General features: G+C 61.5%; 11 protein-coding genes and 1 pseudogene. 7 read left to right on the forward strand and 5 right to left on the reverse strand.

Translation table 11 applies throughout. From position 1 onward, the window contains the following. Positions 1-146: 146 nt before the first annotated feature. The 4 genes from HNQ36_RS05975 to aat are packed head-to-tail and all read left to right on the forward strand — an operon-like array spanning position 147 to position 3922. Positions 147-1685 carry a CHASE3 domain-containing protein gene (locus tag HNQ36_RS05975; RefSeq protein ID WP_184083044.1) on the forward strand — a complete coding sequence of 513 codons (1539 nt, stop codon included), beginning with the start codon at positions 147-149 and terminating at the stop codon, positions 1683-1685. Continuing rightward, the gene (locus HNQ36_RS05980) at positions 1682-2122 is read left to right on the forward strand and encodes a response regulator (protein ID WP_184083046.1); all 441 of its coding nucleotides are present in this window, start codon (positions 1682-1684) and stop codon (positions 2120-2122) included. The genes HNQ36_RS05975 and HNQ36_RS05980 overlap by 4 nt, the downstream gene beginning before the upstream one ends. Next, the gene (locus tag HNQ36_RS05985; RefSeq protein WP_184083048.1) at positions 2119-3210 is read left to right on the forward strand and encodes a sensor histidine kinase; all 1092 of its coding nucleotides are present in this window, start codon (positions 2119-2121) and stop codon (positions 3208-3210) included. The genes HNQ36_RS05980 and HNQ36_RS05985 overlap by 4 nt, the downstream gene beginning before the upstream one ends. Before the next feature lie 37 nt (positions 3211-3247). Further along, positions 3248-3922 carry a leucyl/phenylalanyl-tRNA--protein transferase gene (gene aat, locus HNQ36_RS05990; protein ID WP_184083050.1) on the forward strand — a complete coding sequence of 225 codons (675 nt, stop codon included), beginning with the start codon at positions 3248-3250 and terminating at the stop codon, positions 3920-3922. Positions 3923-3937: 15 nt separating this feature from the next. Here the strand turns inward: aat and HNQ36_RS05995 are convergent, their stop codons facing one another. Continuing rightward, entirely contained in the window at positions 3938-4849 is a 912-nt protein-coding gene (locus tag HNQ36_RS05995; RefSeq protein WP_184083052.1) for a DUF2155 domain-containing protein, read from the reverse strand. 256 nt (positions 4850-5105) lie between these two features. Next, the gene (locus HNQ36_RS06000; RefSeq protein WP_046826457.1) at positions 5106-5516 is read right to left on the reverse strand and encodes an NADH:ubiquinone oxidoreductase subunit NDUFA12; all 411 of its coding nucleotides are present in this window, start codon (positions 5514-5516) and stop codon (positions 5106-5108) included. 158 nt (positions 5517-5674) lie between these two features. On the opposite strand from HNQ36_RS06000, the pseudogene HNQ36_RS06005 reads away from it, so the two are divergent. From HNQ36_RS06005 to HNQ36_RS06015, 3 genes and pseudogenes are all read left to right on the forward strand, one after another. Further along, positions 5675-6212: pseudogene (locus tag HNQ36_RS06005) on the forward strand (mechanosensitive ion channel family protein); the annotation flags it as partial. A 142-nt stretch (positions 6213-6354) separates the two neighbouring features. Further along, a complete protein-coding gene (locus HNQ36_RS06010) occupies positions 6355-7038 on the forward strand; it encodes a BA14K family protein (protein ID WP_184083054.1) in 684 nt (227 codons plus the stop codon). A gap of 152 nt (positions 7039-7190) precedes the next feature. Beyond that, positions 7191-7649: a BA14K family protein gene (locus HNQ36_RS06015; protein ID WP_184083056.1), complete on the forward strand. Its 459-nt coding sequence runs from the start codon at positions 7191-7193 to the stop codon at positions 7647-7649. A gap of 94 nt (positions 7650-7743) precedes the next feature. On the opposite strand, the gene HNQ36_RS06020 is transcribed toward HNQ36_RS06015, so the two are convergent. The 3 genes from HNQ36_RS06020 to HNQ36_RS06030 all read right to left on the reverse strand — a co-directional run bounded on the left by HNQ36_RS06020 (position 7744) and on the right by HNQ36_RS06030 (position 12180). Continuing rightward, a complete protein-coding gene (locus tag HNQ36_RS06020) occupies positions 7744-10164 on the reverse strand; it encodes an autotransporter outer membrane beta-barrel domain-containing protein (RefSeq protein WP_184083058.1) in 2421 nt (806 codons plus the stop codon). 220 nt (positions 10165-10384) lie between these two features. After that, positions 10385-11269 carry a DMT family transporter gene (locus HNQ36_RS06025; protein ID WP_184084074.1) on the reverse strand — a complete coding sequence of 295 codons (885 nt, stop codon included), beginning with the start codon at positions 11267-11269 and terminating at the stop codon, positions 10385-10387. Positions 11270-11280: 11 nt separating this feature from the next. Continuing rightward, positions 11281-12180: a DMT family transporter gene (locus HNQ36_RS06030; protein ID WP_184083059.1), complete on the reverse strand. Its 900-nt coding sequence runs from the start codon at positions 12178-12180 to the stop codon at positions 11281-11283. Positions 12181-12393 lie beyond the last annotated feature (213 nt).

The raw sequence follows: 12393 nt of genomic DNA on the forward strand, positions 1-12393 counted from the left end.
CCACTGCTCTATCTTCTTCCGTTCCAGCGATGGAACTAAATTCCTATTTGCACGTTATCCTGCGCCTCAGTTATGTTCTTGGGGTTCAAGGGTAGCGATTTGAATTTTCAGAGATTTCTCTTTCCCGACAACTGCGCAGGACCCGCGTGACACAGGACGCGGCCCGTCGGCGCACGCTCTGGCAGATTGCCCTGCTCTCCGCAGGCTTTCTGGTGCTGGTCGCGATCAGCGTTGTTTCAATTGTGCTGGTCAACAAGGCGCGCGATGACAGCCGCTGGGTGGTTCACACCGTCGAGGTTGAAAATCAGATATCGACCGTGCTGCTGGATATCCGCCGCGCGGAAAGCGCTGCCCGCGGCTACCTGCTGACCTCGCAAGCTAAATTTCTGGCAGAGCATGAGGCCGCAGCCCAGCGCATCCTGCCTAACATAGACAAGCTCGCCAGTCAGACGACCGACAGCCCCGTTCAGATCGAGAACAGCAAACAGCTGCGCGCGGCAGCAAAGTCCCGGCTGGACGAATTTACGATGGCCATCGACTTCGTAAAGCGAAACGATATCCCCGGCGGCATCGAAATGTTGCGAGACGGCAGCGGCGCTGCTGTTCAGCGCATCGGAGAAATTGCGTCCACAATGCGCGCGGAGGAAGATCGTCTCTTTCAGATGCGAACGCGCGCGGCCGATCGTAGCCAGACGCTCGCGGCCGTCGTTACCACCGCCGGTTCAGGGCTCGTGCTCATCCTGGCCGGAGCTTCGATCTTCCTGGTGCGGCGGTCGACGCGGGCTCGCGACGAAGCCGAACAGCAATTGCGCGACAACAATCTCAACCTCGAAGCCACTGTTGAGACACGAACCGCAGATCTTCGCGAAGCCAATGAAGAGATACAGCGCTTCGCTTACATCGTAAGCCACGACCTGCGGTCTCCGCTCGTCAACATCATGGGCTTCACGAGCGAACTGGAAGAGCTTCGCACCGACATCTTCACCCGGATCGCAAAATACAGCCGTGCCGCCGAAGCAGCCTCCTCCGTTCCGGTACCGATCGGAGATTCCAATCCAGCCGAAGCGCCGGAGCTTCAGGCCGAAGACAAGCAGCTGTCTCAGGATTTCTCAGAAGCACTCGGCTTCATCAAGTCATCGATCGGCAAGATGGACCGCCTCATCTCGGCCATTCTCAATCTGACCCGTGAAGGCCGACGCGATTTCCATCCCGTGGAGATCGATACACGCGAATTGATTGAAGCAATTATCTCTTCAGTGGCTCACCAAGCCTCTGAAGCCAATGCCCAAATACGCGTCGAACCGCTGCCGAATATCGTCAGCGACCGCCTTGCACTGGAACAAATCTTCTCCAACTTGATTGATAATGCTCTCAAATACCTCAAGCCGGGCGTGCCGGGCGACATCCTGATCAAGGGCCGCCCCAAGCTCGGTTTCGTCATCTTCGAAATCACCGATAACGGCCGCGGTATCGATCCAAAAGACCACACGCGGATTTTCGACCTGTTTCGCCGCGCGGGACTTCAGGATCGTCAAGGTCAGGGCATCGGCCTCGCTCACGTCCGTGCCCTGGTGCGACGAATGGGCGGCACCATCAACGTCTCGTCAGAACTTCACACGGGAAGCACGTTCACAGTCACCTTGCCCGCGCGATGGAATTACGGAACTCAAGGAAAAGAAGTATGAGTCTGCCAGTCAAAATCATCATGATCGAGGATGACGAAGGTCACGCCCGTCTGATCGAACGCAACATTCGCCGCTCGGGCGTCAACAACGAAATCCTGCCGTTCGCCAACGGTACGGATGCGGTGAAGTATCTGTTCGGCCGGGATGGTTCAGGCGCCGAGCATAAGGATCAGGCGCTGCTGATCCTTCTCGATTTGAACCTGCCGGATATGACCGGGATCGACATACTGAAGCGCATCAAGGAAAACAGTCACATCAAATGCGCGCCGGTTGTGGTGCTGACGACAACGGACGACGAGCAGGAAATCAAGCGCTGCTACGAGCTCGGCTGTAACGTCTACATCACCAAGCCGGTGAACTATGAGAGCTTCGCCAATGCCATCCGGCAGTTGGGCCTGTTCTTTTCAGTCATCAAGGTTCCACCCGTCAAAACATGAAACCGGAAACACCACTCCTCCTGTACATCGACGATGACGCCGATCTCGCGCGGCTGGTCGAGCGCGGATTGAAGCGGCAAGGATATGCCGTGGAGCACGCCTCAGATGGTACGTGCGGTCTTGCACGGATTAGGCAAGGCGGGATCGATGTAGTCGCACTCGATCAGCACATGCCCGGCCTCGACGGGCTCGAGACACTCGCTGAAATCCAGAAGATTCCCGATGCACCGCCGGTCATTTTTGTAACCGCATCACAGGATAGCAAGATTGCGATCACTGCGTTGAAGGCCGGCGCTTCGGACTATCTGGTGAAGGATACACAGGGAGAATTTCTCGCACTGCTCGACGTCGCTGCCAAGGGTGCAATGGAGCAGGCCCTGGTCCGCAAAGCACGCGACGATGCCGAAGCGGAAGTTCATGCCTCGCGTGATCGCTACGCTGCGCTGGCGGCGGAACGCGAAGTCCTACTGCGCGAGGTGAACCACCGCGTCGGCAACAGTTTGCAGATCATCGCGTCGTTGCTGCATCTTCAAGCGAATTCAAGTACCGACGAAGACGTGAAGGCTGCGCTAACCAACGCAATGGGCCGCGTCGCTGCCGTCGCACAGGTACATCGCCGCCTTTACACGTCGCAGGATCTAAAGACGGTCATGCTCAATCAGTATCTCGAGGCATTGCTCGAAGATCTGCGCCGTTCCGCGGAAGGCAACCGCATGTCGCGGCTGACGCTGAAGGCGGAGCCGGTTGAGATCGACCCGGACCGCGCGGTGGCGATCGGCATTATCGTCAACGAGCTGGTGATGAATGCGGTCAAATACGCTTATCCGGATGGAGCCGGCCCTATTCACGTCGAGCTTCGATCGCGCGACGGCGGCCTCGAATTGTCGATTTCCGACGACGGCGTCGGCTTGCAGGTGAAGCAGAACCCCCAGTCCACCGGCATGGGCCAGCGCATCGTGAGCGCCATGGCGATCAAGCTCGACACCAAGGCAGAACGCGACCCGGCGCATCCTGGAACACGTATCGTCTTGCACCTGAAGAACACGGCCCAAACCCGCGTTCGACAGCCCGCCCCCGGGATGGCTTGACGGTCGCGGAAGCGGATACATTTTGCTACAGTTGCGCATGAGTTCGCGCGACACCGCACCTTCCGAAATTACCCCCAGTGTCCTGCTGCGAGCCTATGCCTGCGGCATTTTCCCGATGTCGGAAAGCGCCGACGACCCGACCATTTTCTGGGTTGAACCCGAGAAGCGCGGCATTATCCCGCTTGATGGCTTTCGCGTCGCATCTCGCCTGGCGCGGACCGTTCGGGCCGGCACCTTCCGCGTCACGGTCAATACTGCTTTCAAGCAAACCATCGCCGGTTGCGCCGCGCCGCAGCGGGGCCGCGATGACACCTGGATCAATGGTCGTATCCGCGATCTCTACACGTCGCTGCACGAGATCGGTCATTGTCACAGCGTCGAAGCATGGCGCGGCGATCAACTGGTTGGCGGACTGTATGGCGTCAGTCTTGGCCGCGCGTTCTTCGGCGAAAGCATGTTCCACATCGAGCGCGACGCATCCAAGGTGGCACTCGTCCATCTCGTGGCCCGCCTGCTGGCCGGAGGCTTCGTGCTGCTCGATACGCAGTTCGTGACGGACCACCTGCGCACCTTCGGCGCTGTCGAAGTTCCGCGGCGGCGTTACCGCATGCTGCTCGATGAAGCCGTAACCGGGGATGGCGACTTCTTCGCACTTCCCGCCAGCCGACCGGTCACCGGCGCAGAAGCGCTGGCATGCCTGACGCAAGCCTAGCTTGCACGAAAGGCGTTATCGCTGAAACGGCGGGAATGGATTTGGCGGCGGCAACGGCCGCTGCACGGCCGGCTGCTTCGCCGGACGCTTTGGCTGCTGCTGAGGTGGCGGCGGTGGCGCGGCTTTCGGCGCCTCCTGCTGAGCAACAGTTGCTGCCGGACCTTTGCAGTCGGTCAGCCAGATATCGTAAATCGGGTGCTCGACGCCGTGCAGACCCGGACTGGCCGCGAACATCCAGCCTGAAAAGATCCGCTTCACCTCGCCCTGCAACGTGATCTCATCGACCTCAACGAACGCATCGGTGTTGGCCGCTTCCGTCGATGGTCGCGTGTAGCAGGCCTGTGGCTTGACGCGCAGCGCGCCGAACTGAACGGTTTCACCCATGTCGGCATCGAATTTGATGATGCGGCCGGTGATCTTGTCCAACCCCGCAAAGACCGCCTGCTTGTTGACGATCTTCTGCGCCGGCGGCTCCGTCACGACCTCGTCGCCTGGCTGCAAGGTCGCAGGCGACGGCGGCGCACCGCGCGGCTGTTTCTGCCCTGGCGGCAAACCCGGCAACGGACTTGCTGGAGGCACGGTCGCGACGTTCGGCGTGCCTTGTCCGGGCACTGCGGGCTGTCTTGGAGCAGCGGCTGTTCCTGGCGGCGGTGGCAGCGGCTGTGTTTGAACGTTGCCGGGCGGCGGTACGCCCTGCCCCGGCGGCGGCGGACGGTTGGGCGTCGGAAGCAGACGGCCCTGCGGCGGCAGATCAGGGACTTCCTCTTCTTCCGGCTCCTGTATCGGCTCCCCGCGCTGGATATTGGCGGGCGGCCGCGGTCTGTCGGAAAAGATGTTGCCGATCTGCGCGTGAACAGGCGTCGCAAGCGACACCAACGATGTCGCGATCAAGGCTGCGAGTGAAAATGTGGTGATGGTTCGGAACATCTTGCGCGACTTTACAAGAGCACGACGCCAAGAGGTGCGAAGCGGTTTCCGGAAAACATCGTGCTCCACACCTGTCGGAACGATCACGGTCATGATCTTAAGCTGATCCAGCCCCATTATGCGATTAAATCGAATCGGCTGCACGCCATTCTACAGATAATGGGCCTCGCGCAGGTCTTCGGTTAACACGCCGAATACGGCGGGGAAAGGGCGGGCCGTCCGCGCTGCATTATGCATTATGGCGTTGGAGCGGGCGTTACTGACCCGGAGTCCATGGCTGATAGTCACCGGTGGCCTTGGGCCGGCGGCCGCTGGCAAGCGTCGAACCCGAAGGGCGATAGGCTGCAGGCGTCCCGGTCATGTTGGGGCGGTGCGGCTTTTCCCACTCGCGGGGCTTGTAATCGATCTCGGTTGGCGGCGTGTCCACGGTGTGGTGCAGCCAACCGTGCCATGCTGGCGGAACGCGCGTCGCTTCGGCGTATCCGTTGTAGATCACCCAGCGGCGTTCGAAGCCCAGCGTCGGGTCGATCTTGCCGCCGCGCGTACGGTAGTAGGTGTTGCCGCCCTCGTCCTGTCCGACCAGTTCGCCAAATCGGCGAGTCCAGAGCTGCGTGCCGAAGGTCGACCCGCTCCACCACGTGAAAAAACGCAGGAAAAACAGCTTCATGGCGCGAATCCGAACTGGGCGCGGATGGCCGCGCAAGAGCTGTTTGATGCCACCGGGCGGGCCAATTGTCCAGCACCAACAGCAACTTGGTGCATCGCATGAACCTCCGCCCGGCCTGTGCGTTGATGTCGTTCCGCCATCCATACCCGCCGGATTCCCTCATGCTCGCCGTGACTCAGCCGATCCGGCTCGACGACGTGGTTTTCCTCGAGAACGAGTACGGCACCATCGAGGAAATCACGACAACCTATGTCGTCATCAAGCTCTGGGACTGGCGGCGGATGGTGGTGCCGCTGATCTACTTCATCGAGAAGCCCTTCCAGAACTAGACCCGCGAGACCTCCGCGCTGATCGGTTCGGTGTTCCTTTATGTCGGCTACACCGTACTGGTGGAGAAGGTTCGTGAAAAGCTGATGGAGGTGGCGCGCGCCTCGCCGCTGTGGGACGACCGCGTTGTGGTGCTTCAGGTCAGCGATGCAACCAAGGACACACGGTCGAACTGCGCGCATTGCTCAGTGCGCGCAGCGCCCCTGCCGCATGGGATTTGCGCTGCGAGGTACGGGAAAAGCTGATCGCCTTCCTGCAGGAAGATACCCCTGCGCCCTGCCTCGAACGCGCCAGGAATTCGTTCATCGTGAAACAACGCATGACACTGAACTGTCGCCACACGCACTGGTATCGGGGCGTCGCGCATAAGTGATGGAGCGACATGGTTTGGTCGCAATCCGTTCATGCTGCATTGGAGTGATGTCTGGGACCGTGACGTGAAACTTCGAAAGGAACGGAACGACTGACTTTCCTGTCCGTTCTTTCGTCAAGTTCACTCGGAGTGCGAACAATGATCAATCTCAAGATTATCGGCGCAGCAGCGCTACTCGCAGTCGCACCGGCGATTGCGTCGTCAACCGCGGATGCGCAAGGCGGTAGAGGTGGAGGCGGCGGCGGCATGTCTCGCGGCGGCGGTGGTGGCGGTGCCATCGGCGGAGGCGGCGGCTTCCGCGGAGGTGGCGGCGGTGCTGCCATAGGTGGAGGTGGCGGCTTCCGTGGAGGCGGTGCCGCGATAGGTGGCGGTGGTTTCCGTGGCGGCGCCATGAGCGGCGGCGGATTCCGCGGCGGTAGCAACTTTGCCGGCCGCGCAGCGATCGCTGGCGCCGGAGCTGGCGCTCTTGCGTCACGCCCAGCATTCGCCGGACGGCCCGTAGCGCAGCTCGGAGGCGGACGTCCGGTTGCCCAACTTGGTAGCGGATGGAGTGGCCACAGACACCACGGTCACAGGCACCATCGTCATTGGCGCCCGGGTTACGGCTTCGGCGCCGGGTTGGCCCTCGGTGCACTGAGTTCGTCTTACTATTACGGCAGCCCGTACTATTACGATGACTCGTATGCCTATGCGCCGGCTTACGAGGAGTATGCGGCGGTGCCGGGCGGCGACGATGCTTACTGCTCGCAACGCTACAAGTCCTACGACCCGGCATCCGGGACGTACCTTGGCTATGACGGCCAGCGGCACCCCTGCCCGTAAGCTGCCGGTCCAACGCTTCGGGGCGTGTTCCGGGTTTGGAACCGCCCCAGAAGCGCCTGAATCCAAACGAACATTATTGTCCTCTGAGTGAGGCCGCGCATTCCGCGCGGCTTCTCGATGCAGAGTGATCGATGCGGGCTTGGAGTGAGGACATGATCACGTTTAGGAATGGATGTGCGGTCGCAGCAGTTGCGCTGGCGCTTCCGGTGGCTGCGACGTCATCCAGCCATGCTGCTCCGCTGGCGCCGAGCCAGTTGATGTCGCCGGCGCACATCGGTGCCGACAATTCGCTGGCAACTCAAGTTCAGTACCGGCGGCGATATTATCGCGGCGGTGGTGGTGCTGCGGGCCTTGGGATCGGCCTTGCCGCGGGCGCGCTGATCGGCGGCGCCATCGCTGCGGGATCCAACCCATATTACTACGGACCTGGATACGGTTATGGATATGGCGGCCCGGCTTATTATCCGGCCCCTGCTCCGGTCGTCGTCGCACCTCGGTACGGCTACGGTGGCGGAGACGCCGAGGCCTACTGCATGCAGCGGTATCGGTCTTATGATCCGGCTTCAGGAACGTATCTGAACTACGACGGCAATCGCTATCCCTGCCCGTAAGTTCGAACAGAGCTTGATTTCAAATCCGGCGATGCATGCGAATGCGTCGCCGGTTTGTTTTTGGCCGTTTCGAAAATCACGCAGAACGAAGGCGCTAGAACGAAACCTTTACGCCGCCCCTGCCCGTGATGGTCTGACTCTGATCGGACATCGCGGTGAATTCGGCTGCTCCGAACACCGAGAAACCCGACGCATTGCGCCAGTCGAAGCCTGCGCCCGCATAGAAGCCGACGATGCTGGCTTTGCCCGGCGTTGCGAAGGCGAGGCTCTGTCCGAGCAGTATGGTATTCACGTTGGCGTCGCCGACACGTTGCAGGGCCACCAATCCGACGGTGCCGCTCAACTGAAGCTGCTCGGTCGGCGTCGCGTTGGTCGTGTGCGTCAGCTTGAACTCGCCGCGTTCCTCGAAATTGTGCGACGTGCGCGAAGCAACGGTCAGGTTCGTGGAGGATCCCGCTTCCTGATATCCGCCGAAGCCGGCTGCGAGGTAGCGCACGCGCGCGGACGGTGTCAGGGTCAGGTTATAGCCGAGCGACCGCTGGAAGCCGTAAGCAACCTCCGGACTGATGAACCAGCCGTTGTATTTTCCTGCTGCGTATTCGTAGCCACCCGGTACGAGGTTGTTGGCTATCGTGCGCTTGACGTCATTGCTGCTGTAACCGCCGAGCAATGAGAAATCCAGGAAGGCACGCCCCATCGCGTAGCGGCCGTAGATACCGCCGAACCCGATGTCGCTTGAAGTGTCGCCTGAATTCAGATCGATGGTGGATTTGATCGCGCCGCCACCAATGAAGCCGCCGAGACGCAGGCCGGGCTGCACCGTCTTGTCGATGCCGAGCACGCCGCCATAGAAATTAGACACCGAGCGCAACGTCGGGGCATCCGCTTGTTGAATGCGCTGACCGCCGAAACCCTGCGCCCAGATGCTTGTGCCATCTGCCGCCGTGAAGCTTGGATTGCTCAGGAGCACACGATCGTTGCTCGCATAAGCCAGCGCAGGAACGCCCGAAAAGGCATCGTTGGCCATGTCGCGCGCGACGTTGCCGGACGGCGCGAAACCGATCGCCGTCGATCCGCTGCCGCCGATCGGCGCGGGATTGGTAAGGCGGCTCGTGACCAGAGAGGTGATCGTGCGTGTCACATCGACCACATTGCGATCCGCGGCCACAAACGAGGTCGGATCGAGAATGGCGACTGTGTCTCCGTTGATGACGTAAGGCGCACCGCCGGTGACATTGACGATCGCGCCCGTGTCGGTAAGGCCGCCGAATAAACAACCGCACCCTCCCCCGCCGAATGTCAGCACCGACGAGATATCGTGGCCGCTGAGAATGTTGACCCTGGTGCCGACCGCGAACGGATCGAGGATATCGCCATTGAGAACGATCTGGCCGACGATGCGCGAGCCAGGCAGGATATTCAACGTTGTCGGCGTCGCCGTATCGAATTGGACGAGATTGATAGCCAATCCACCACTCGAGGTTCCATCGACCAAGCCCGCATTGGTAAAACTGGCCGTGCCGACCACACCAGCGATGACATCGACCGTGCCGTAGATGCTGCCGGCATTCAGCGCGATCGCGTTGCCATTACCGCCAGCCACGCCAGCAGTCGTCACGAAGGGGCCTATGACGGTGCCGTAGTTTGCAGTGATCGCGTTGCCGTCGCCACCGGCCATACCGGTCCCGGTGAAAATGCCGCCATTCACGAAGCCGGTGTTCACAGTCGTTGCGTTGCCACCATCGATGGTGGCGTTAAAGATTCCGGGTCCAAGGCTCGTATTCACGATACGTCCGGAATTGATGGTGATTGCGTTGCCGCCATCGAAGGTCTGAGTCAAAATCGTGTCGACGATGCCCGAGTTGATGCTGGTTGCGGTGCCTGCGCCGGAACCCAAGCCGCCATTGGTTGTGAGCGTGGCCATTCCGTCAATGGCAACACCAGAATTGCTGGTCGTGGCGTTACCGCCGCCATCCGCCGTGGTGGCGATCACACCCGCCACGAAGCCCGAATTGATCGACGTCGCCGATCCACTGACCAGCGCCGAGCCAGGTGCCGTGGAAGTGGTAATCGCGGAAGTGTATCCGGAGTTGTTGGTCAGCGCATTGCCGCCGTCCTGCGCAATCGTGGTGATATCCTGAATTACCGTTCCGGAGTTCATCGACGTCGCATTGCCCGCGCCGCTCAACGTGCTGATGTACGTCCCGATTATCCCGGAATTGTTCGACGTCGCGTTGCCAAGACCGCTGGCCGACGTTTCCAGCATATCCGCGTTGATGCCGGAGTTCGTGGCGGTAACGTTGCCGTCAACACTTGTCGTGGTGATTCCGTTACTGAATCCGGAACTGGTCGTCGTGAGATTGAACGAGCCGAGCTGGTCCTGAAGAAACGGCACGGCCGTCGCGCCGGTGTTGCTACAGGTGACGTCACTGGCGCCCAGCGTTCCAACGCAGGCGAATTGCGCGCGCGCATTGGTCGAGGCCAGCGTCACGACGGCAGTGATCGAAGCGGTCATCACAAGGAATCGCAGCGCGCGCGCCCACGACGCGCTCACCCTCGACGCCACATCCGCAACGATCAACGCCACGCCAACCCCACACACCCAGCGGCAAGTCAGCCGTGGTTGTTCCGCAGGGGAACCTAGCAGGCGGCGGTTCCAAGGGCTGTTGCATTTGGGCGACAGCGCCAAATAATGAAGTGTTAACAGGCGCTTTTTGCGCGCTTTGAGACGTCCATTAGGACCGTGACGCCAGCACGACGCCGGCAATGGTGAACCCGAGCGCCGCGATTTGCGCGACACCAAGCGGTTCGCCGAGTGCCGCCGCCGAAGCCAGCACCCCGATCACTGGCACGAGCAACGTCCCGATGGCGGCGACCGACGCCGGTAGCCGCTGCAGCGCGGCGAACCAGCAGGCATAGGCGACGCAGAACTGGACCACGATCGAATAGCCGAACAGTGTCCAGCCGAGTGGCGTCAGGCTCATAAAGTGCGGTTGCTCGATCAAGAGCCCAACCACGGCGACCGGCAGGCAGCCGATCAGGATCTGCCAGACCGCCGATGTCAGAGGCGGCAGCGTCAGCGGCCAGCGTTTGCCGAACACCGTACCCAGAGCAAACAGGAACGCGCCTCCCAGCGCGAGCAGTATCCCCGGCAGCTTCGCGTAGCTGGCGGTAATGCCTCCCCCGCCCATCAGCGTCACGAGGCCCGTAATGGCCATCGCCATGGCGACCACGCGCAGCAGTGAAATGCGCTCGCCCAGAATCGGCCACGCCAGCATCGAAGCCCAGACCGGCATCGAATAGGCCATCACGGCCGCTTCGCTCGCCGGGAGATAAACCAGCGCCAGGCCCATCAGCGCCATCCACGCCGTCACGTTCAGAACGGACAGCAGCACAAGCCGCGCCCACTGCGCGCGGGGCACCTTCAGCGATTGCCGGAACGCCAGCGCCAGCAGCGCGAGCAACGCCGCACCAACGATTCCCGACAGGCCCCGCACCGACAGCGGCGGCAATTCCGTCAGAAGATGTTTAGTGACGGGCCAGTTCAGTCCCCAGCCGATCGATGTTGCGACCAACAGCAGCACACCTGTCGGATCGATTTTGGAGCCCGCCCTGCTCATCGTTGGCGTACTCACGATCGCACTGCCAGCGCGACGCTACCGACTGTCAGCACGAGCGCGGCAATCTGCGCGGCGCCCAGAGGCTCGCCGATGACATACGCGGACACCAGCACGCCGATCACCGGCACGAACATGGTACCGATGGCGGCGGCGGAGGCCGGCATGCGCTGCAAGGCTGCAAGCCAGCAGGCATAGCCGATACATTGCTGCACGATGGCGTTGTAGGCGAGACAACTCCAGCCGACGATGGACAGCGCCGCGATGTCGGGCCGCTCGATCGCGACGCCAAACGCCGCAACAGGCAGGCAGCCGATCCCCAGTTGCCAGGACGCGGAGGCCATCGGCGGCATCGAGATCGGAAACCGCTTCAGAAAAATGGTGCCGAGTGCATATGTAAAGGCGGTGGCCAACGCCAGCAGGATGCCCGGCAACTTGGCAACGCTGGCCTCGACGCCGCTGCCGCCCATCAGAACCACGATCCCGGCGAACGCCATGATCATGGCGACGATGCGCAATGGCGTCAGCCGTTCTCCGAGTACAGGCCATGCCAGCACCGCCGTCCAAACCGGCATCGTGTAGGCGAGAATGGCAGCTTCGCTGGCAGGAAGAATTGTGAGCGCGAATCCCATCATCACCACCCAGGAAGTGATGTTGAGGAACGCGGAGATACAGATTCGCAGCCGCTGGCCCTCCGGCACGCGCAGACTCTGGCGCGCCGCGATTGCGAGCACGGCAAGCAGACACGCTCCCGCCAGTCCCGACAGCCCCCGCGCCGATAATGGCGGCCATTCGCCGAGCAATATCTTCTGAACCGGCCAGTTGATGCCGGCACCCAGCGTCATGATGCCGAGGAAAACCAGCCCTGCGGGCGCTATGCGTGCCGGCGCGCTTCGATAGATCTGGGCTGTCATGGGAATGAAGAGTCCGAGGGAACCGTCCGCACCATGACCGCGATTCGCGCGTTCAGCCACCCGCTTTGCGGCAGAACCTCCCTGCGATTGTGCAGGCGCCGGGTCGATGCAGTTCAAGCCGCGCCAACGATTCCCGACAGGCCGTGATCGAAACTGCGCGATGGCTCGCTCGTCCGGCGACGTTTCGATCGGCGCTTCATGCGACGTGCGGCT

Origin of the sequence: Afipia massiliensis (genome assembly GCF_014203115.1) — a bacterium.
GTDB lineage: Bacteria > Pseudomonadota > Alphaproteobacteria > Rhizobiales > Xanthobacteraceae > Afipia > Afipia massiliensis.

Bases quoted from the DNA above. Each gene is read 5' to 3' on its own strand.
- HNQ36_RS05980 (WP_184083046.1), top strand. From the start codon at position 1,682: ATGAGTCTGCCAGTCAAAATCATCATGATCGAGGATGACGAAGGTCAC.
- HNQ36_RS05985 (WP_184083048.1), top strand. From the start codon at position 2,119: ATGAAACCGGAAACACCACTCCTCCTGTACATCGACGATGACGCCGAT.
- aat (WP_184083050.1), top strand. From the start codon at position 3,248: ATGAGTTCGCGCGACACCGCACCTTCCGAAATTACCCCCAGTGTCCTG.
- HNQ36_RS05995 (WP_184083052.1), bottom strand. From the start codon at position 4,849: ATGTTCCGAACCATCACCACATTTTCACTCGCAGCCTTGATCGCGACA.
- HNQ36_RS06000 (WP_046826457.1), bottom strand. From the start codon at position 5,516: ATGAAGCTGTTTTTCCTGCGTTTTTTCACGTGGTGGAGCGGGTCGACC.
- HNQ36_RS06010 (WP_184083054.1), top strand. From the start codon at position 6,355: ATGATCAATCTCAAGATTATCGGCGCAGCAGCGCTACTCGCAGTCGCA.
- HNQ36_RS06015 (WP_184083056.1), top strand. From the start codon at position 7,191: ATGATCACGTTTAGGAATGGATGTGCGGTCGCAGCAGTTGCGCTGGCG.
- HNQ36_RS06020 (WP_184083058.1), bottom strand. From the start codon at position 10,164: ATGACCGCTTCGATCACTGCCGTCGTGACGCTGGCCTCGACCAATGCG.
- HNQ36_RS06025 (WP_184084074.1), bottom strand. From the start codon at position 11,269: ATGAGCAGGGCGGGCTCCAAAATCGATCCGACAGGTGTGCTGCTGTTG.
- HNQ36_RS06030 (WP_184083059.1), bottom strand. From the start codon at position 12,180: ATGACAGCCCAGATCTATCGAAGCGCGCCGGCACGCATAGCGCCCGCA.